General features: G+C 54.3%; 15 protein-coding genes. 9 read left to right on the top strand and 6 right to left on the bottom strand.

What is annotated here, in order from left to right; all coding sequences use genetic code 11:
- Positions 1–169: 169 nt before the first annotated feature.
- The gene (locus tag CU041_RS02995; RefSeq protein ID WP_170310106.1) at positions 170–769 is read left to right on the top strand and encodes a hypothetical protein; all 600 of its coding nucleotides are present in this window, start codon (positions 170–172) and stop codon (positions 767–769) included.
- A 79-nt stretch (positions 770–848) separates the two neighbouring features.
- On the opposite strand, the gene CU041_RS02990 is transcribed toward CU041_RS02995, so the two are convergent.
- Positions 849–2642 carry a chloride channel protein gene (locus CU041_RS02990; protein WP_101245695.1) on the bottom strand — a complete coding sequence of 598 codons (1794 nt, stop codon included), beginning with the start codon at positions 2640–2642 and terminating at the stop codon, positions 849–851.
- Positions 2643–2912: 270 nt separating this feature from the next.
- Between CU041_RS02990 and CU041_RS02985 the strand changes: the two genes are divergently transcribed.
- On the top strand, positions 2913–4157 hold the full coding sequence (locus tag CU041_RS02985; protein ID WP_101245694.1) for a multidrug effflux MFS transporter: 1245 nt from the start codon (positions 2913–2915) through the stop codon (positions 4155–4157).
- A 119-nt stretch (positions 4158–4276) separates the two neighbouring features.
- On the opposite strand, the gene metH is transcribed toward CU041_RS02985, so the two are convergent.
- The 4 genes from metH to CU041_RS02965 all read right to left on the bottom strand — a co-directional run bounded on the left by metH (position 4277) and on the right by CU041_RS02965 (position 10009).
- Positions 4277–6922, bottom strand: coding sequence for a methionine synthase (gene metH / locus CU041_RS02980; protein WP_101245693.1), 2646 nt, complete (start codon positions 6920–6922; stop codon positions 4277–4279).
- Between the two features lie 38 nt (positions 6923–6960).
- Positions 6961–8025: a homocysteine S-methyltransferase family protein gene (locus tag CU041_RS02975; RefSeq protein ID WP_233432983.1), complete on the bottom strand. Its 1065-nt coding sequence runs from the start codon at positions 8023–8025 to the stop codon at positions 6961–6963.
- Positions 8026–8076: 51 nt separating this feature from the next.
- Positions 8077–8970: a methylenetetrahydrofolate reductase gene (gene metF, locus CU041_RS02970; RefSeq protein ID WP_407702973.1), complete on the bottom strand. Its 894-nt coding sequence runs from the start codon at positions 8968–8970 to the stop codon at positions 8077–8079.
- Positions 8971–9031: 61 nt separating this feature from the next.
- Positions 9032–10009, bottom strand: a complete 978-nt coding sequence (locus CU041_RS02965) for an ArsR/SmtB family transcription factor (RefSeq protein ID WP_068519490.1) — start codon at positions 10007–10009, stop codon at positions 9032–9034.
- A 393-nt stretch (positions 10010–10402) separates the two neighbouring features.
- Here CU041_RS02965 and CU041_RS02960 point away from each other — a divergent pair, with 393 nt between their 5' ends.
- Together CU041_RS02960 and CU041_RS02955 are read left to right on the top strand one after the other, a co-directional pair.
- Positions 10403–11101: an MlaA family lipoprotein gene (locus CU041_RS02960; RefSeq protein ID WP_228196350.1), complete on the top strand. Its 699-nt coding sequence runs from the start codon at positions 10403–10405 to the stop codon at positions 11099–11101.
- Between the two features lie 9 nt (positions 11102–11110).
- The gene (locus CU041_RS02955) at positions 11111–11752 is read left to right on the top strand and encodes an MlaC/ttg2D family ABC transporter substrate-binding protein (RefSeq protein ID WP_101245691.1); all 642 of its coding nucleotides are present in this window, start codon (positions 11111–11113) and stop codon (positions 11750–11752) included.
- Positions 11753–11895: 143 nt separating this feature from the next.
- On the opposite strand, the gene ettA is transcribed toward CU041_RS02955, so the two are convergent.
- On the bottom strand, positions 11896–13575 hold the full coding sequence (ettA, locus tag CU041_RS02950) for an energy-dependent translational throttle protein EttA (RefSeq protein ID WP_101245690.1): 1680 nt from the start codon (positions 13573–13575) through the stop codon (positions 11896–11898).
- 618 nt (positions 13576–14193) lie between these two features.
- Between ettA and CU041_RS02940 the strand changes: the two genes are divergently transcribed.
- The 5 genes from CU041_RS02940 to CU041_RS02920 all read left to right on the top strand — a co-directional run bounded on the left by CU041_RS02940 (position 14194) and on the right by CU041_RS02920 (position 19582).
- Positions 14194–14454 carry a DUF4212 domain-containing protein gene (locus CU041_RS02940; protein ID WP_068519485.1) on the top strand — a complete coding sequence of 87 codons (261 nt, stop codon included), beginning with the start codon at positions 14194–14196 and terminating at the stop codon, positions 14452–14454.
- 25 nt (positions 14455–14479) lie between these two features.
- Positions 14480–16246 carry a sodium:solute symporter family protein gene (locus CU041_RS02935; protein ID WP_068519484.1) on the top strand — a complete coding sequence of 589 codons (1767 nt, stop codon included), beginning with the start codon at positions 14480–14482 and terminating at the stop codon, positions 16244–16246.
- A gap of 190 nt (positions 16247–16436) precedes the next feature.
- Positions 16437–18305 (top strand): DUF294 nucleotidyltransferase-like domain-containing protein, encoded by a 1869-nt coding sequence (locus tag CU041_RS02930; protein WP_101245688.1) that lies wholly within the window; start codon positions 16437–16439, stop codon positions 18303–18305.
- A gap of 5 nt (positions 18306–18310) precedes the next feature.
- Positions 18311–19000 carry an exonuclease domain-containing protein gene (locus CU041_RS02925; RefSeq protein WP_068519482.1) on the top strand — a complete coding sequence of 230 codons (690 nt, stop codon included), beginning with the start codon at positions 18311–18313 and terminating at the stop codon, positions 18998–19000.
- 63 nt (positions 19001–19063) lie between these two features.
- The gene (locus CU041_RS02920) at positions 19064–19582 is read left to right on the top strand and encodes a hypothetical protein (protein WP_101245687.1); all 519 of its coding nucleotides are present in this window, start codon (positions 19064–19066) and stop codon (positions 19580–19582) included.
- Positions 19583–19746 lie beyond the last annotated feature (164 nt).

Below are 19746 nucleotides of genomic sequence, written 5' to 3'. Positions count from 1 at the left end.
CACGCAAAATTCAATTCACCTAAATTACCGTCCGCTCAAGAAGATTGTCCTGCTTCATGTGGTCCGGGAATTGCTTGTTTCCAGGTGGTTAGCATCCTCTGACGGTGGTTTGTGCAAATTTGCCGCTGTCAGGGATGCTTTGTGCATCCCACAAGAAGGGTATCTCGGCATGAGTACTATTTTTGGATTGGGCAACGGGTTGCCAATGTCTTCCCGGGCCGGCTCTTCGGAGCGGTCAGGTGCACACGAAGGTATCGAAGGTTTTAGCGCAGGTAGCGCAGTACCTGTATTGACAACGGGCGAAACCAATTCGGAAACCGGCACATCCAAAAGCCAGCTTTCCGATGCGATGCAGTCCGTCATGCTTGAATTTCAGAATATCGGTTCGGGGTCATCAAGCTTTGCGTCTGCCATGGCTGACGTTCAAGGCAATGACAATGACCCGAACAGCAATGCGGCGGGCGATGTGTTTTCGTCATCCTCACAATCTGACTCTACCGAAGCTGACATCTTGAACGCCAAGAAAGACGCCGAAGAAGAATTCAGAACCGCGCTGCGTGATGCCAATTCAATTCCGATAAAGGATGATGAAAAGGCAGAAAAGGCTGAACTCGAACGACGCCAGGCACGTCAGGAACTTGATCAGATCGAACAATCCGCAACAAATCTTCCCGAAGATGTTGCCGGTCTGGACAGTCGCCTTACAGCCCAGCTTCTAAGTGGACAGCAAACCCGGAAATCAGCCGGTGACACGGCACTGGCTGCATAAAGACCAGTCTGTGATCCGACCACGCAAAAGAGCAGCATCTTTCGGTGCTGCTCTTTTTCATGCGGGGACTTTGATAACGTCAGAACAGCTTTGGCGGGGCGTCGCCGCGTTCTTCGCTTTGCAATTCAAGAAGCGCGTTGTTGTAGGCCATCATCGCGTCCTTTTCGTGGACAAAGCCGATCATCTCGCGATCTTCACCGTTATTGAGCACCGGCAAATGTTCCTCGCCGGTTTGCTCCATCAGGCGGATGGCCTTTTCGATGCTGTCAGTGCGGAACAGGACCGGCGGTTTTGACCGCGCCACTTCGCCGGCCGTCATATTCTGGGCGGCATCCGTATCAAATGCGGCATTGCGCAAATCGGTCAATGTAATGGTGCCATGCAGTTTGCCTTTGTCATCAACGACAAAAAGCTCCGCATAGGGGGCATTGAAAAGGGCTGATCGAACACTTGGTAAATCATGGGATAAAGGCACGGTGACATATTCGCGCTTCATGATGTCGGCAACCTTGATCATGCGCAGAAGATTGACCTCCCGCCCCCAATTGGTCGACAGCCCGCGCATTTTAAGCTGCCAGTGGAAGAATGATCCGCCATTGGCCTGATCCATGATTACCGATGCCAGAACCGATGCCAGCATCACCGCAATGGTCAGCTGATAGTCGCCGGTAAGCTCAAACACGATCAGGGTTGTGGAAATCGGCGCCCCCAGAACAGCAGCCGCCACCGCCCCCATCCCGACCAGGGTATATGCCCCGTGCCCGGACGAGAAATCCGGCAAGGCGTGGGTGGCAACAATCCCGAACGCACCGCCCAGCATCGCACCAAGAAACAGGCTGGGACTGAACATCCCGCCTGCAAAGCCAAGCCCCATACAGATCGCCACGACAAACGCCTTGGCAAACAACAGACCGATCAGAAATGTCAGGCTGTATGTTTCATAAAGCGCATCATTCATCGCGCCATAACCGACACCGATGATCTGCGGAAAGCCAAGACCAACAATTCCAACCACCAGACCGGCAATCGCCGGCCGACACCAAAGCGGCGCACGCGTGGTATCGGCAACCTTTTGAACGACGGGAATGGCGCGCACCGTCAGCATTGCGGTGATCCCGGCCAGCAACCCCAAAAGTGCAAATGCGGGAAATTCCCAGAACGACTGAATGTTATGGAGCGGGATCAAAAACGCCACTTCCGATCCGTAATAAAGACGGGTAATCACCGTCCCCATCACCGACGACATCACAATCGGTGCAAAAGCGGTCCGGGCATAATGGCCAAGAACCACTTCATGGGCAAAAAACATCCCTGCCAGCGGCGCATTGAAGGATGCGGCAACGGCCGATGCTACCCCGCATCCCAACAAGGTGCGCGCCGCCCCGCGGCGCAAATGCAACACGCGTGCAAGCCAAGCCCCAAAGGACGCGCCCATATGGACAACCGGCCCCTCGCGGCCAAGTGACGCGCCACTTCCCAGTGACACCGCGCTGGCAATCGCACTTTTGATGCCGCACCGGGTCGACATGCGCGCATCATTGAACGAGGCAGAGTCAATAACATCCGCAACCCCGTGCGGGCGTTGACCGGGTAAAAACTTGTAGATGAAAACACCGACGACCAGCCCGCCCGCGGTCGGGCCAAGAACCAGATGCCAGTTCGACAATCCCATCAGATGCTGATGAAGGGATTCTTCGCCCCACCCATAAACCAGCGCCTGCACCAGCAAAATGCCGTCCCGAAACAGGATCGTTCCGCCCCCGGCCATCGCACCAACCACCAGCGCCAGAAGCGACAGGACCAGTTGCTCGCTTTTCACCAGACGGCGCAGACGGCTTAGTACCAGATTGGATTTGATCAGTTTTTCAGCCATTGCCGCAACACCGCAGAGCAAACATACGAAGGGGTCCTGTTCCGATGGGGTTGATCATAGGATCAGCGATTGCTGCGAATAAAGGGTAAACACCCGAAACATCAAGGATATTTTCCGATCTTTGGCCGCGCCCTCCCCCGTCAGCCGGTGTCCACAACCAAACAGCTTTCAAAAAACGATCATTGCCATCGACGGGGGAAATGCAGCATTCTTCGCCGTCTGTTCAGAATTTCTGACGCCACCCAAACCGTGTTGATACGGAATCCAAAAATGAATGATCCCCGACCCACGGGTAGCACTGCGGTACGACCGCTACCCGGCTTTGCTGAATTTGTCTGTCTGATGGCCATTACCATCGGGCTTGTCGCCCTGTCGATTGACAACCTGTTACCGGCCTTTGGCCCGATTGCTGCCGATTTCGGCATCGAAGACGGCAACCGCATGCAGATGCTGATTTATGTCTTCATGATTGCCTTTGGCCTGATGCAGATCGTCTATGGCCCGCTTGCCGACAGTTTTGGTCGCCGGCCGACCCTGATCGCCGGACTTGGCATCTATGCCGTCGGTACGGTCATGGCGATCTTTGCCGACAGCTATGATCATTTGCTTATTGCCCGTTTCGTCCAGGGACTTGGTGCTGCTGCCCCGCGCGTTCTGACCATGGCGATCACGCGCGATTGTTTTGAAGGTCGCGAAATGGCGCGCGTCATGTCCTTTGTCATGATGGTGTTCATCATTCTTCCGGTGTTCGCCCCGGCATCGGGCAGCTTGATTCTGGCACTGGCAAACTGGCACATGATTTTTGTCAGTACGCTTGTCCTCGCGATTGCAATAGTGTGCTGGTACCTGCTTCGGATGCCCGAAACACTGCATCCGGAATATCGGCATAAACTCTCGGTTCGCCGGATTGCCCGTGACATCAGAACCACAGTGACCAACCGCCAGACATTTGGTTATGCCACTGTCATGGGCATGATGTTTGCCTGTCTGATGGCCTATATCGGTTCGGCACAGCAAATCTTCGAGACCGAGGTCTATGGACTGGGCGTCTGGTTCCCTCTTGCCTTTGGCATGATTGCGGCCTGTATGAGTTTCTCGTCCTTCGTCAATGCCCGTCTGGTGCGGAAACTTGGCATGCACAAGATTTCCCATGTCGCCCTGTTCTTCATGACGGCAAGCAGTCTGGTCAACGTTCTGATCGCAATCGGTTTTGACGGCAAGCCGCCGCTTTGGCTGTTTGGTATCGGCCTTACCATGACGCTGTTCTGCTTTTCACTGACCATGCCGAATTTCAATTCGCTGGCCATGGAACCGGTTGGCGCCATTGCCGGAACCGCGTCTTCAATGATCGGCGTCTATAGCACCCTGATCGGCGTGATTGCCGGGGGCATTATCGGCCAGAAGTTTGACGGCACGGTGATCCCGCTTCTGGGGGGATATTTCTGTCTTGGTGTGATTGCCATTGTCATTGTCGGCATTACCGAACGCGGAAAGTTCTGTCAGGCGACACACTGACACGGGCTCTGACACTGTCACGGCCTTTACCCAACGAGCCCCGCAACGAAAAAGCCCCGCAGAGTGCAGTCTGCGGGGCTTTTCAATGCGACCGGTCAGATCATCATGACTTCAGATCATTATGACTGACGTGGATCGTAATTCAGGTTTGGTGCCAACCAGCGTTCTGCCTCGGCCATGGTCATGCCTTTGCGTTCGGCATAACTTTCGACCTGATCGCGTTCGATCTTGCCAAGGCCGAAATATTTGGCTTCGGGGTGGGCGAAATAGAAACCGCTGACAGACGAAGCCGGGGTCATCGCACAGCTTTCGGTCAGGGAAACGCCGACATTTTCCTCGGCATTCAAAAGCGACCAAAGGGTGCGTTTTTCGGTATGTTCCGGGCACGCAGGATATCCCGGTGCCGGACGGATACCGCGATAATTTTCCGCAATCAGATCATCATTGCCGAGATTCTCGTCCGCAGCATAGGCCCAAAGCTCTTTGCGGACCTTTTCGTGCATACGCTCGGCAAAGGCTTCGGCAAAGCGATCACCAAGCGCCTTGACCAGAATGGCATTGTAATCGTCATGCTCGGCTTCAAGCTTTGAGGCAATCTGTTCGACTTCCGGTCCCGCCGTCACAACAAAGGCACCGATATAATCGGTCTTGCCGCTTTCCTTCGGCGCGATGTAATCGGCCAAAGCCCGGTTCGGGCGTTTGTTGTTTTCGCGGAACATCTGCTGGCGCAGGGTATGAAGCATGACCGGTTCATTCTGATCCGGGGCCGGGGTGACTTCGATATCATCGCCGACCGAGTTTGCCGGCCAGATGCCAACAACCGCACGCGGCTTGAACCATTTTTCCGCAACAATGCGTTTCAACATTTCCTGCGCATCGTCATAAAGACCGCGCGCAGTTTCGCCGACTTTTTCGTCCTTAAGGATATCGGGGAAACGACCATGCAGTTCCCAGGTTTCAAAGAACGGCTTCCAGTCAAAGCGCGCGACCAGATCTTCAAGATCAAAGTCATCAAACACGGTGATCCCCGGCTTTGCCGGCACCGGAACGTCATAGGCACCCCAGTCAAGCTGCACCTTGTTGGCGCGCGCATCGGCAAGGGCGAAGCGTTTTTTCTGCAATTGCTGGGCGGCATGTTTTTCCGCCATCGCCAGATATTCATTGCGGATTTCAGCAGCAAATCGTTCGCGATGGGTTTCCGAAACCAGCTGGCTTGCAACACCCACCGCACGCGATGCATCAATCACGTAAACGACCGACTTGTTATAGTTCGGTGCGATCTTGACCGCGGTATGTACCTTTGACGTGGTCGCCCCACCGATCAGAAGCGGGATATCCAGACCTTCGCGTTCCATTTCGGCAGCAACATAGGTCATTTCTTCAAGCGACGGTGTAATCAGGCCCGAAAGACCGATCATGTCGACCTTTTCGGCCTTGGCGGTTTCAATGATCTTCTGGGTCGGAACCATCACACCAAGGTCAAGGACCTCGAAATTGTTACATTGCAGAACCACACCAACGATGTTCTTGCCGATGTCATGGACATCGCCCTTTACCGTCGCCAGAAGGATCTTGCCGTTGCTTTCGCGCACACCGTCTTTTTCTTCTTCGATGAACGGGATCAGATAGGCGACGGCCTTTTTCATCACACGGGCGGATTTCACCACTTGGGGCAGGAACATCTTGCCGGCACCAAACAGGTCACCGACAATGTTCATCCCATCCATCAGCGGCCCTTCAATGACATGAAGCGGCTTGTCGGCCTGCTGGCGGGCTTCTTCGGTGTCTTCTTCGACGAATTCGGCAATACCGTTGACCAGCGCATGGGCCAGACGTTCATTGACCGGCTTTTTGCGCCATTCCAGATCGGCTTTCTTTTCCGGACCGCCCGTACCCTTGTATTTTTCGGCAACCTCAAGCAGACGGTCGGTCGCATCCGAACGACGGTTCAAAATGACGTCTTCGACGCGTTCGCGCAGTTCTGCCGGAATTTCTTCATAAACGACCAGCTGCCCGGCATTGACGATCCCCATATCAAGACCGGCCTGGATGGCGTGATACAGGAAGACCGAATGCATGGCTTCGCGGACCGGGTTATTGCCCCGGAACGAGAAGGAGACGTTCGAAACACCGCCGGAAATCTTGGCATAGGGCAGGTGTTTTTTGATCAGCTTGCAGGCTTCGATGAAGTCGACCGCATAATTGTCGTGTTCTTCGATCCCGGTTGCGACCGCAAAGATGTTCGGATCAAAAATGATGTCTTCCGGCGGGAAGCCGACTTTTTCGACCAGAACGTCATAGCTGCGTTTGCAAATTTCAAACTTGCGATCAACGGTGTCGGCCTGGCCTTTTTCATCAAAGGCCATGACAACAACAGCCGCACCGTAACGGCGCAATTGTTTGGCCTGGGCGATAAAGGGTTCTTCGCCTTCTTTCAGACTGATCGAGTTGACGATCCCCTTGCCCTGAAGACATTTAAGACCGGCCTCGATGACGTTCCATTTGGAACTGTCGACCATGATCGGCACGCGCGCAATGTCGGGCTCGGCCGCAATCAGGTTGATGAACTTGACCATCGCCGTTTCGGCGTCAAGCATCGCATCATCCATGTTGATGTCGATGATCTGTGCGCCGTTTTCGACCTGCTGGCGGGCAATCTCAAGGGCTGCATCGTAATCTTCGTCAACGATCAGCTTTTTGAATTTCAGCGATCCGGCAACGTTTGTGCGTTCACCAATATTGATAAATCTGGAAATGTCGGTCATGGGTCTGTTCGATCTCTTTTCAGCAATCAATATCGGGTTTACGCAGCGTCAAACGGCTCAAGGCCGGACAAACGCATTCTGGGTTCAATTTTCGGAAGCGCCCGTGGCTTGGCATCGGCCACGGCATCAGCAATCGCCTTGATGTGCGGCGGTGTCGTGCCACAGCATCCGCCCAGCAAATTGACCATGCCGGTTTCAGCCCATTCCTTGACCAGTGCGGCCATTTCCGCATCACTTTGATCATATTCACCAAATTCGTTCGGCAGGCCGGCATTGGGATAAACCGAAACGCGGCATTCGGCAATGCGTGACAGTTCCTGCACATAGGGGCGCAGCTGCGCAGCACCAAGTGCGCAGTTCAAACCGATCGAAAACGGCTTGGCGTGACGGACCGAATTATAGAATGCTTCGGTGGTCTGCCCTGAAAGGGTACGGCCCGATGCATCGGTGATGGTACCCGAAATAAGGACCGGAACATCTTCACCGCGTTCTTCAAGAACTTCGTCGATGGCAAACAATGCGGCCTTGGCATTGAGCGTATCGAAAATGGTTTCGACCAGAAGCGTATCTGCACCACCGTCAAGCAGGCCCTTGGCCGCTTCCTTATAGGCGTCTTTAAGCTGATCAAAGGTGATCGCGCGATAGCCCGGATTGTTCACATCCGGCGAGATTGAGGCCGTGCGGTTGGTCGGACCAATGGCACCGTTCACAAAACGCACATCGCCGGGATGGGCGGCTTCCCATTCGTCGCAGGCCTGACGCGCGATCTTGGCACTTTCGAAATTGATCTCGTAGGCCAGATCTTCCATGCCGTAATCGGCCTGCGCGATGGTCGTCGCACTGAAGGTATTGGTCCCCTGAAGGTCAGCACCTGCCGCAATATATTGCAGATGGATGTCCTTGATGATGTCTGGCTGGGTCAGAGACAGAAGATCGTTATTGCCTTTGACATCCTGTTTCCAGTCGGCAAACCGTTCACCGCGATAATCTTCCTCGGTCAGTTTGTGTTTCTGGATCATGGTGCCCATGGCGCCATCAAGGATCAGTATCTTTTGTTCGGCCCGTTTGCGCAGCAGGGCGACGCGTTCCTTGCGATCATTCATCTTTTTCATCCAGTCTTTCAGTCAGGCTTTGCTGTTATCGGTAATCGGAACTCAGGCCGCAGCCTTGTCCGTTCCGCGGATACCCAGCGCATGACAGATGGCATAGGTCAGTTCGGCACGGTTCAGAGTATAGAAGTGGAAGTCGCTGACCCCTTCCTTCATCAACCCTTCAACCTGTGAAATGGCTTCGTGGAATGCAACCATGCGGCGCGTTTCCGGATCTTCGTCCAGACCGTCAAAACGCCAGCGCAAGCGTTCGGGCACAGATGCCCCACACATATCGGCAAATTTCAAAAGCGATGCAAAATTGGTCACCGGCAGGATGCCCGGAACAATCGGGGCCGTGATGCCAGCAGCATCACATTTGTCACGGAACCGCAGATAGGTCTCGTTATCAAAGAAGAACTGCGTGATCGCACGGTTGGCCCCGGCATCGATCTTGCGTTTCAGATAATCGATCTCGAAATCGGCACTTGGTGCATCGGGATGCATTTCCGGATAGGCCGACACCGAAATATCAAAATCGGCAATTTCCTTAAGCCCGGCAACAAGATCAACCGCATAGGGATAACCACCCGGGGTCGGTTCATAGGTATCACCGGCATCGGGCAGATCACCGCGCAGGGCCACGATCGAACGAATGCCTTCGTCCCAGTATTTACGGGCGATCTGTTCGATTTCATCCTTGGTATGACCAACACAGGTCAGGTGCGCGGCCGCAGGAATGCCGGTTTCGCCCTGAATTCGGGTGACACTGCCATGTGTGCGATCACGCGTGGTACCGCCCGCGCCATAGGTCACCGAAACAAAGGACGGGTTCAGCGGCGCAAGACGATGGATCGATCGCCACATGGTTTCTTCCATCTTTTCCGTTTTGGGCGGAAAGAATTCGAATGAAACCCGCAGATCGTTGCGTGCTGCCTGTTTTTCTTGAACCGTCATCATTTCAATCCTGTCTTCGCTTTCCCTTGGATCGGGCTTTATTTTTGATCTCGGGCGATACGGATTATTCCGCAGCCCTGTCGGTGTTTTTATCTGGTGTCTGTGTGGCGGCCTGGGTTGCGGCATGCGCTGTCCAGATCCGGACGGTCAGCGGCTTGCCGGGCAGGTTTATGACATTGTCGAATACAAGTTCACATGCGCGAAACCACGTACTGATCGACGAATCTTCAAAGCCAAGGCGCCGGTGCGCGTGCTCTTCCCGCAATTCTTCGCGATCATGCGGAGCAAAATCGACAACCACCAGCCTGCCCCCAGGCGCCAGAACGCGGGCGGCTTCGGCAATTGCCGCATCGGGCTTTTCGGCAAAGTGAAGAACCTGATGCAGGGTCACGACATCAAACATGCCCCCCGGATACGGCAGCTGATACATATCGGCCTGACGCACCAGACAATTGGAAAGATCGGCACGTTGCAGGCGTGCACGCGCCACGGCAAGCATTTCGCGCGACATGTCCACACCGACACCTTCTTCGGCATTTCGGCCCAGCAGTTCCAGTATCCGGCCCGTTCCCGTACCGATATCAAGAATACGCCCGCCGCTCAGATCGCCAACCGCATCAAGCAGGGCCTGTTCAACAACAGCCTCGTCAATATGAAGGGATCTGATCTGGTCCCAGTCTTCGGCATTGGCGCGGAAATATTCGGTGGCGATTTTTTCACGCTGGGCTTTGACCTGATCAAGGCGCGCCCGATCAAGGGACAAAATTTCATCATCGGCCGGCAACAAAGCCAGAACCGGCTGCACCAGATCGGCCCCCGGGCCGGAATGCGGCGTACGATAAAACACCCAGGTCCCTTCACGGAACCGCACAAGCAACCCGGCTTCGCACAGCAATTTCAGATGACGGGAAACACGTGGCTGGCTTTGGCCGATGATCTGCGTGATCTCGCTGACCGTCAGTTCGCATTCCGCGCAAATCGCCAATAACCGAAGCCGTGTCGCTTCGGCGGCTGCGCGCAATCTTGCCAAAACCTGTTCCATAGCCGTTTCTCCCATTCACGAAAAACAGATATAAAGATATGTTTATATTTAATCAACGACTATTTTCCCACCCAAACGAGGTATGGCAAAAAGGTCACACGGTAAAACGGCTTGAACCCTTTCAACTTTTTGTATGCTGGCGTTTAATTTCGCCCTATGCTAACCACATAAATATTCGAGGCGTACGCGATACATGATCCGACTTCGAGAGCAGGAAGTTGATCGGTAACGTTTTTTGGTGTTCCCGCGCGAAAAACGTCTTGGGTCAAGGAAGTCTATGTATCGAAAATCGGTTGGCTGAAAATAATGAAGTTTCGAGCTCTACTTTCACTCTGTGCTGCTGGTTCGCTGTCCTTGCTGACGGCTTGTGCATCAACAGAGCCCGCACAGGATATGAGCGATTTCGACCCAATTGAACCGGTAAACCGTGTTGTGCACGGTGTAAACGGCGCAGTCGATTTCATGGTTCTGTACCCCGCTGCGATGTGGTACCGCGATATTGCGCCGGAACCCGTCAAGACGTCGGTTGCAAGCTTTGTGCGCAACCTGAACGAACCGCTGAACTCACTCAACGCATTGCTTCAGGGTGATCCGGATCAGGCCGCGGCCTCGTTCCAGCGTTTCATCATGAACTCGACGCTGGGCTTCCTTGGTTTCAACGACGTCGCTGCCGATTTCGGCATTCCGTACCGTCGTGAAGATTTCGGTCAGACCCTTGCGCATTATGGCGTCGGTGCCGGTCCTTATATTGTTCTGCCGCTGATTGGTCCGTCCAACTTGCGTGACAGTGTTGGCCTAGGTGTTGACTATGTTGCCAACCCGCTGACCTGGGGCGCACAGAATAGCGACACCGCCGAAGCACTTTATCTTGGCTCGATCGGTGTGAGCGCATTGCATTATCGCTATGCGACCGTCAATCAGCTTAACGAGTTGCAGAAATCGTCAATCGACTATTATGCAGCCCTGCGCAGCCTGTATCGTCAGCAGCGCAACACCCTGATTCGCAACGGCGCACCTGCACCGGCTTCGGCGGTCGAGGATGAAAGTGCTGAATTCAGCTTTGACGACGCCGTCGAAGCCGCAAGCCAGTAAGAGCAAGCCATGACCAAGAGCAAGATCATCATCCCCGCAGCAGCCGCACTTTTTGGTGTTTCTGCGGTCTGGTCTGGCCCGGTTATGGCCGCGACCACCGCATCCCCGGTGATCGCAGAGGTCGCCGTTGACCAAAGTGCGGCCAATGTCATTCAGTCCCTTGCCGATCAGGCAATGGCCGAACTGACCGACCAGACGCTTGGCGATGATGTCCGCCGCCAGAAATTTGTTGCCCTGATGGATCGCTACTTCGAAATGGAAGTTGTGTCGCGCTTTGTGCTCGGCCGCTATTGGCGTTCCATTTCCAAGGAAGAAATCGACGAGTTTTCCAAGCTTCTTCAGAACTATCTCGCGCTGAATTATGCCAACCAGTTCAAAGCCTTTAACGGCGAACAGTTCGTTGTCGGCAGCGAGACGGAAAAGAACAAGGACACCTTCGTCAATTCACAGTTCGTCCGCCCTGATGGCCCGCCGGTCAATATCGTTTGGCGTATGCGTCTGTTTGATAACCATTACAAGATCATTGATGTTTCGATCGAAGGTCTGAGCATGGGCATCACCCAGCGTGACGAATTCACCTCGGTGATCCAGCAAAATAACGATGATGTCAGCGCCCTGACCAGCGCCCTTAAGGCAAAAACCGGCCTTTAGGTCACAGACCACACCATCAAAATTTCAAAGCCACCATTTCCAGATGGTGGCTTTTTCTTTGTCCGAAAATAAGCCCATTGCGCGCCAAAAACAAAAGGCCACCCGAAGGTGGCCTTTCGCAATTCACAATACCCTTGCCCGAATTAACGGGTAAGCGGCTTGTATTTGATGCGGTGCGGGCGGCTTGCTTCTTCACCATAGCGGCGTTTGTAATCCGCCTCGTATTCCTGATAGTTGCCTTCGAACCATTCGACATGCGAATTGCCTTCGTAAGCCAGGATGTGGGTCGCAATACGGTCAAGGAAGAAGCGATCGTGCGAGATAACCACAGCACAACCGGCAAATTCCAGAAGACCTTCTTCAAGCGCGCGCAGCGTATCAACGTCAAGATCGTTGGTCGGTTCGTCAAGCAGCAGCACGTTTGCGCCCGATTTCAGCATCTTGGCAAGGTGAACACGGTTACGTTCACCACCGGAAAGCTGACCGACTTTTTTCTGCTGGTCCGCACCTTTGAATGCAAACTGCGAAACATAGGCACGCGATGACATCGGACGTTTACCCAGAAGGATCTCGTCCAGGCCGTCGGAAACTTCCTGCCAGACGGTCTTGTTCGGATCAAGCGAGTCACGCGACTGATCGACATAGCCAAGCTTGACGGTTTCACCGATCTTCAGCGTTCCGGAATCCGGGGTTTCGGTTCCGGTCAGCATTTTGAACAGCGTGGTTTTACCGGCACCGTTCGGGCCGATCACACCAACGATACCGCCCGGCGGCAGACGGAAATGAAGATCATCAAACAGAAGCTTGTCGCCAAATGCCTTGGTCAGACCTTCGGCAGTGATAACCTCGTTACCAAGGCGCTCGGCAATCGGAATAACGATCTTGGTCGAATCCGGCACCGCCTTGGCCGCTTCGGCGACAAGATCATCATAGGCACGGACACGGGCCTTGGATTTTGCCTGACGACCTTTCGGGTTCTGGCGAATCCATTCCAGCTCGGTTGCCAGCTGCTTCTGGCGGCTGCCTTCCTGACGGGCTTCCTGTTCCAGACGCTTCTGCTTCTGTTCCAGCCAGGATGAATAGTTGCCTTCATACGGGATGCCCTGACCACGGTCGAGTTCAAGGATCCAGCCGGTAACGTTATCAAGGAAGTAACGATCGTGGGTAACCAGAATGACGGTACCCTGATAGTCTTCCAGGTGACGTTCAAGCCACGCAACCGATTCCGCATCAAGATGGTTGGTCGGTTCGTCAAGCAGCAGAATGTCCGGCTTGGCCAGCAGCAGACGACAAAGCGCAACGCGGCGGCGTTCACCACCGGAAAGCTTGGACACATCGGCATCTTTGGGCGGGCAGCGCAGCGCATCCATGGCGATTTCAAGCGTACGCTCAAGATCCCAGCCATTGGCCGCATCGATGCGTTCCTGAAGTTCACCTTGCTCGGCAAGGAGATCATTCATCTCGTCATCGGTCATCGGCTCGGCGAATTTGGCGCTAATTTCGTTAAAGCGCGCAAGATCGTCAACAACCTGGCCGCAGCCTTCCATGACGTTGCCAAGAACATCCTTGGCCGGGTTCAGCTGCGGTTCCTGTTCAAGGTAACCAACGCGAACACCTTCTGCCGGCCATGCTTCACCGGCAAAATCCTTTTCGATGCCTGCCATGATCTTGAGCAGGGTCGACTTACCCGCACCGTTGTTCCCCAGAACACCGATCTTTACGCCCGGCAGGAACGACAGCGTAATGCCCTTGAAAAGTTCACGACCGCCCGGAAGGATCTTGGTCAGGTCCTTCATGACGTAAATATACTGGTAGGATGCCATTAAATTCCCCATCCAAATGTCATTGGGTCCGTCCCCATCGGGACCGGATCACGACGGCATGCACATATTCATGCCTGAAAAGCTGTGCCCGTTTGTAACCGACGTGCTTGCGCTTAACAACTTCAAACCGCACATGCCCGCATGCAAGCCGCACGCGGGGGCAGGACACCCTCTAACTTTGTCGAAATTGGTGATCGGGCAACCGCGCCGGGCAATTTTTTGTGCAAGCGACGCGCAAATTTGATCCGCAACCGATGTGCAAACCATCACAGGCAATCGCCCCCAAACAGACCAAAAGCATCCGGAACACTGCCAAACGGCAATCTATGAGTGTTTTATTCACCCCGAAAACTCAACCAAAAATACCGCATTGCACAATGAAAAAACTGGCGGAAATCTTTGTGATTTTGGCCGGTTCATTCAACCAGACCGTCGCTAACGCACTGTTCTATACGACTAATGATTAGCTTCTGGGGAATCCCGAAAACTGGTATCGAGCTTAGAAGGCAATGAGTGTGTCGTTACAGTTTCATTGCCGCTTAGTACATGCGGCCGACTGACAAAAACACAACAAACGGTCGGCAGGGGAAGTTATCAATTCTAGGAAGGAGACGCGCGATGGATGAACAAAGCGCAGCCTACTGGAAGAGAAACGTGAAGCTGGTCGCAACTCTGACTGTGATCTGGTTCATCGTTTCCTACGGTTTCGGCATTCTGTTTGTCGATGCCCTTAACAGTATCGAAATAGCGGGCTTCCAGCTTGGTTTCTGGTTTGCTCAACAGGGGTCCATCTATGTCTTTGTCGCACTGATTTTCGTTTATGTGTCGAAGATGAACAAACTGGACCGCGAGTTCGACGTTCACGAAGACGACGATTGACGCTGGATCTGGGGAGACAGACAAAATGGATCTTACTACCCTTACATATATCGTCGTAGGCTTGAGCTTCGCGCTGTATATCGGCATCGCGATCTGGGCCAAGGCGAGCACCACCGGCGAATTCTATGTCGCTGGCAAAGGTGTTAACCCGGTCGTCAACGGCATGGCGACCGCAGCAGACTGGATGTCGGCTGCTTCCTTCATTTCTATGGCTGGCCTCATTGCCTTCCTTGGCTATGGCGGCTCGGTTTACCTGATGGGCTGGACCGGCGGCTACTGCCTGCTGGCCATGCTTCTGGCACCTTACTTGCGTAAATACGGCAAGTTCACCGTGCCGGAATTCATCGGCGATCGCTATTACTCCAAAGCGGCCCGTATCGTTGCTGTTATCTGCCTGATCTTTATTTCGTTCACTTATGTGGCAGGCCAGATGCGCGGCGTCGGTATCGTGTTCTCGCGCTTCCTTGAAGTCGAAATTCTTACCGGTCTGATCGTCGGTATGGGCATCGTCTTCATCTATGCCGTTCTTGGCGGCATGAAGGGCATTACCTATACCCAGGTTGCACAATATTGCGTTCTGATTGTTGCCTACACCATTCCGGCGATCTTCATTGCCTTCCAGCTGACCGGCAATCCGCTGCCGCAGCTGGCATTCGGCTCGACCGTCAATGGTACCGGCGAATATATGCTTGAACGCCTCAACAATGTCGTGACGGAACTCGGCTTCCTTGAATACACGACCACCAACAAGTCGACGATTGATGTCTTTGCCATCACCGCCGCCCTGATGGTTGGTACTGCCGGTCTTCCGCACGTTATCGTTCGCTTCTTCACCGTGCCGAAAGTGCGTGACGCACGTTCGTCGGCTGGTTGGGCGCTGGTCTTCATCGCGCTGCTTTACACCACTGCCCCGGCAGTTGGTGCGATGGCTCGTCTGAACCTGACCGAAACCATCCAGACCGGTGAAGTTGGTGCCGAAGACGGCAACCTGTCCTATGAAGAACGTCCGGACTGGATGAAGCGCTGGGAAGCAACCGGCCTTCTGAGCTTCGAGGACAAGAACGGTGACGGTCGCATCCAGTATTACAACGATGCGAACGCAGAATTCGCTGCCAAGGCTGCCGAATATGGCTGGGCTGGCAACGAGCTGAGCGTGGACCGTGACATCATGGTTCTGGCCAACCCGGAAATTGCACAGCTTCCGAACTGGGTCATTGCACTGGTTGCTGCGGGCGGTATCGCCGCTGCGCTGTCGACTGCTGCCGGCCTGCTTCTTGTGATTTCCTCTGGCGTGTCGCATGACCTTCTCAAAGGTACCTTCACACCGGACATGACAGAAGGCCAGGAACTGATGGCAGGACGTATCGCAGCAGCAGTTGCGATCCTGATTGCCGGTTATCTCGGGTACAACCCGCCGGGCTTCGTGGCACAGGTGGTCGCGTTTGCCTTCGGTCTTGCGGCATCCTCGCTGTTCCCGGTTATCATCATGGGGATCTTCTCCAAGAAGGTTAACCGCGAAGGCGCGATTGCCGGCATGTTGACGGGTCTGATCTTCACCATGGGCTATATCCTTGCCTATAAAGGTGTGTTCTTCGATCCGATCATTGCCAACACGCCGGACAACTGGCTGTTCGGTATCTCGCCGGAAGGCATTGGTACCGTGGGTATGGTCCTGAACTTCATCGTTGCTTTTGCTGTGTCGAAAGTCACCGCTGAACCGCCGGCACATATCCAGCACATGGTTGAAGACATCCGCGTTCCGAAAGGAGCCGGTGGCGCGGTTGACCATTAATCGGTCAACCGGTTTGCCAAATCTGTTGCAGGCCCCCGGATCACTGGTCCGGGGGCTTTTCTTTTCGGTTGCTATCAGGCAACAATGACGGCGGGTCTGTTTTATTTGGTTTGCATTGATTTATGTTGGCCCACCAACCGGCCGCGCTGTGCAAATTAAATCAAACAGCCTCTGGCGGAGGACAAAAGGCATGAGCATCGAACTCGAAGAAATCGCGGAATTTCTCAAACAGCATCACCCGTTTGCGCTGTTGCCTGACGAAGAAATCAATGCCCTGCCCAAACGGTTGACGGCCCGGTATTTCCGCGCCGGCACCAAGGTCCTGTCCCCCGAAGAACAATGCCTTCATCTTTACATCATCCGGACTGGCGGCACCGAAACCCGCGATCCGGACGGCCAGCTTCTTGCCCGCCTGTCCGAAGGGGAATGTTTCGGTGTGCGCGCAATGTTCCGCAATGGCAAGGCTGCCAATAACATCACCACCCTTGAAGACAGCCTGTGTTACCTGTTGCCGGAAAAGGACTTTCACGAACTGGCCGGGAAATACCCGCAATTCAAATATTTCTTTGCCCAGATGGGGGGCGACCGGCTGCGCAGCGGCATGCAACTGATTGAAAGCCGCGATGACGATCAGCTCAAACTCATGAGCATCAAGGTCGCCGACCTGATTGCCCGCGATCTTGTCAGTATCGACAAATCGGCCACCATCCTTGAAGCCGGAAAACTGATGAGCAAGGAACGGGTTTCCTGCCTGCTGATCACCGAGGGTGCCGACGAGATTGCAGGCATCATGACCGACCGCGACCTTCGCAATCGCGTTGTTGCCCAGGGACGCAGTTATGATGAACCGGTAACCGAAATCATGACTGCCAACCCGATCTCGGTTCATCCCGATGATTATGCCTTTGACGCGCTTCTGACCATGACGCGACACAATGTGCGTCACCTTCCGGTCATGAAAGACGGCAAGGCGGTCGGCATGATCACCACCAACAACCTGCTGGCGCGTCAATCCCTGTCCGCCGTTTACATGGCCGGACGGATCGGCAAACTGACCAATCCGGCAGACATGGCAAAGGTGATCGAACAGGTTCCCGAACTTCTCAGCCACCTGATCGAAGCGGGGGCAACATCGCAAAATGCCGGGCATATCGTCACTACCCTGTCGGATGCGGCAACCGTGCGGCTTTTGCAACTGGCCGAAGAAAAGCTTGGCCCGCCGCCCGTTCCCTATGTCTGGATGGCTGGCGGATCCCAGGGCCGACAGGAACAAACCGCCCTTTCCGATCAGGATAACTGCCTGATCATTGATGACACCTATGATCCCGAACAGCACGGGGCCTGGTTCAAGGCGCTGGCTGATTTTGTCTGTGACGGGCTGAATACGGTTGGCTATGTCTTTTGCCCGGGCGAGATGATGGCAAAAACCGACCAGTGGCGTCAGCCCGTACGGGTCTGGCAGCAATATTTCAACAAATGGATCGAACAACCCGAACCCAAGGCCCTGATGCTATGTTCGGTCTGGTTCGACTTGCGCCCGATCCACGGCACCAAAAGCCTGTTTGACAATCTGCACCGCCTGATTGTGTCAAAGGCCCGCGACAACCGTATTTTCCAGGCCTATATGGTTGGTAATGCCCTGACCCATCACGTGCCGCTAGGCTTCTTTAAAAACTTTGTGATGATCCGCGGCGGGGAACATGACCGGACCCTTGATCTGAAACATAATGGCGTGGTCCCGATTGTTGATATTGCGCGTATCCACGCGCTGGCAAATGGGGTCGAAGCAGTCAATACCTTCGAACGTCTTCATGCCATCAAACCATTGCCATCCATCAGCACACAGGGGGCATCCGATCTGCTTGATGCGTTCGAATTCATCAGCATCACGCGCCTGAAACATCAGGTCCGGCAAATCCGGCGCGGGGATGCCCCGGATAACTTCCTTCATCCTGAAAGCCTGTCTGCGTTTGAGCGCAGCCACCTTAAGGATGCCTTTTCGGTGATCAAGAACCTTCAGGGTGCTCTTGAACACGCCTTTGGCAAAAGCGGGACCTGATCGGTATGGGGTTGCGCCAGAAAATCTTCGACAGTCAGCTCTATCGCGATTTCATCCAGCGCAAGGCCACCGGCCCGTTGCGCCGCTATTATGATATCCCGCCTGCCGATCCGGCCCGGTCCGTGATGGAAACCGAATTTATCGCCCTTGATCTCGAAACCACGGGTCTTGATCCCAAACGCGACGAGATCGTCAGCCTGGGCTGGGTGATTATCCGCCAGCTTGGTGTCGATTTCGCCAGCTGCGAACATATTCTGGTTCGCCCGCGCGGAGAACTTCGTGAAAGTTCGGTTGTTGTTCACCGCATCTTTGACAGCGACGTGGCCGATGCCCCCGACATTGCCACCGCACTGGAACATTTGCTGCCCCAAATGGCTGGCCGGGTTCTGATATCGCATCACGCCCCGATCGAGCTCGGCTTTTTGGGTCAGGCCTGCAAACGATGTTTTGGTGCGCCACTGCAAATTCCAACGGTTGATACCCTGGTTCTGGCATTGCGCGACCTGCATCGCAGCGGGCAACCGATGAAATCTGGGGCGCTGAAACTTGATAATTTGCGACGCAGTCATAACCTGCCACCATTTCGCGCCCACAACGCATTGTCCGATGCAATTGCCGCCTCGGGGCTGTTTCTGGCACAGATTGCCAAACGTGATCCAAAAGGCGAACTTGAGCTCAACCGGATACTGCGCTAATCCGATGATAGGGCATTAAAAAAAGGCCCGAACAAATATAACAGGGAACTGGGAGCCGCACGCATGTATGTCTTTATTTTCACGACGGTTGTCGTTGGGTTTGCTGCGGCCGGGGTGGTCATGTTGCTTTTTCGCCTGTGGGGGCGCAAGGCACCGAAATATGTCATCCCCTTCATCGCGGCTGTTGCGATGTTCTGCTATATGATCTGGGATGAATATAGCTGGTTTGAACGCTATGACGCCCGCCTTCCCGATACCATCACCGTTATTCAGACCTTCACCGACGAAAACCCGTTCGCCCCCTGGACCCTGATTTCTGCGCCGATCAATCGCTTTACCGCCATTGACCGTGACAAGCTTGTCACCAATCCCGGCAATCCTGATCAGAAACGGGTCACCACATTGCTGCTGAAAAAAGGTGCCGAAACACTGGCACTGACCCATCTTGTGGACTGTGCATCGGGCAAACGCGGCTATATCACTGCCGATAACAATCTTGATGAAAACGGCTTTCCGACCGACATGACGGAATGGTTTGACATGGATGCTGACGATCCGCTGCGCGCGGCGGTCTGCCAGTAACCACCGCCGAATTCTTCATCACCCGATCCCGACAGCCCGCTTTTTGCGGGCTGTTTGTTTATGCGGACACGAACCCGCCATAAGGCACCCGATACGCATAATGGCCATCGCATCAATTGCTTGACGCGTCGCTATATCCAATGAAATATAACGATATATCATAA

Origin of the sequence: Thalassospira povalilytica (genome assembly GCF_002844235.1) — a bacterium.
Taxonomy (GTDB): domain Bacteria; phylum Pseudomonadota; class Alphaproteobacteria; order Rhodospirillales; family Thalassospiraceae; genus Thalassospira; species Thalassospira povalilytica.
This window is presented reverse-complemented; position numbering and strand designations above follow the sequence as displayed.

Coding starts and splice junctions, on each gene's coding strand:
- CU041_RS02995 (WP_170310106.1), top strand. CDS start 170: ATGAGTACTATTTTTGGATTGGGCAACGGGTTGCCAATGTCTTCCCGG.
- CU041_RS02990 (WP_101245695.1), bottom strand. CDS start 2,642: ATGGCTGAAAAACTGATCAAATCCAATCTGGTACTAAGCCGTCTGCGC.
- CU041_RS02985 (WP_101245694.1), top strand. CDS start 2,913: ATGAATGATCCCCGACCCACGGGTAGCACTGCGGTACGACCGCTACCC.
- metH (WP_101245693.1), bottom strand. CDS start 6,922: ATGACCGACATTTCCAGATTTATCAATATTGGTGAACGCACAAACGTT.
- CU041_RS02975 (WP_233432983.1), bottom strand. CDS start 8,025: ATGAATGATCGCAAGGAACGCGTCGCCCTGCTGCGCAAACGGGCCGAA.
- metF (WP_407702973.1), bottom strand. CDS start 8,970: ATGATGACGGTTCAAGAAAAACAGGCAGCACGCAACGATCTGCGGGTT.
- CU041_RS02965 (WP_068519490.1), bottom strand. CDS start 10,009: ATGGAACAGGTTTTGGCAAGATTGCGCGCAGCCGCCGAAGCGACACGG.
- CU041_RS02960 (WP_228196350.1), top strand. CDS start 10,403: ATGAGCGATTTCGACCCAATTGAACCGGTAAACCGTGTTGTGCACGGT.
- CU041_RS02955 (WP_101245691.1), top strand. CDS start 11,111: ATGACCAAGAGCAAGATCATCATCCCCGCAGCAGCCGCACTTTTTGGT.
- ettA (WP_101245690.1), bottom strand. CDS start 13,575: ATGGCATCCTACCAGTATATTTACGTCATGAAGGACCTGACCAAGATC.
- CU041_RS02940 (WP_068519485.1), top strand. CDS start 14,194: ATGGATGAACAAAGCGCAGCCTACTGGAAGAGAAACGTGAAGCTGGTC.
- CU041_RS02935 (WP_068519484.1), top strand. CDS start 14,480: ATGGATCTTACTACCCTTACATATATCGTCGTAGGCTTGAGCTTCGCG.
- CU041_RS02930 (WP_101245688.1), top strand. CDS start 16,437: ATGAGCATCGAACTCGAAGAAATCGCGGAATTTCTCAAACAGCATCAC.
- CU041_RS02925 (WP_068519482.1), top strand. CDS start 18,311: ATGGGGTTGCGCCAGAAAATCTTCGACAGTCAGCTCTATCGCGATTTC.
- CU041_RS02920 (WP_101245687.1), top strand. CDS start 19,064: ATGTATGTCTTTATTTTCACGACGGTTGTCGTTGGGTTTGCTGCGGCC.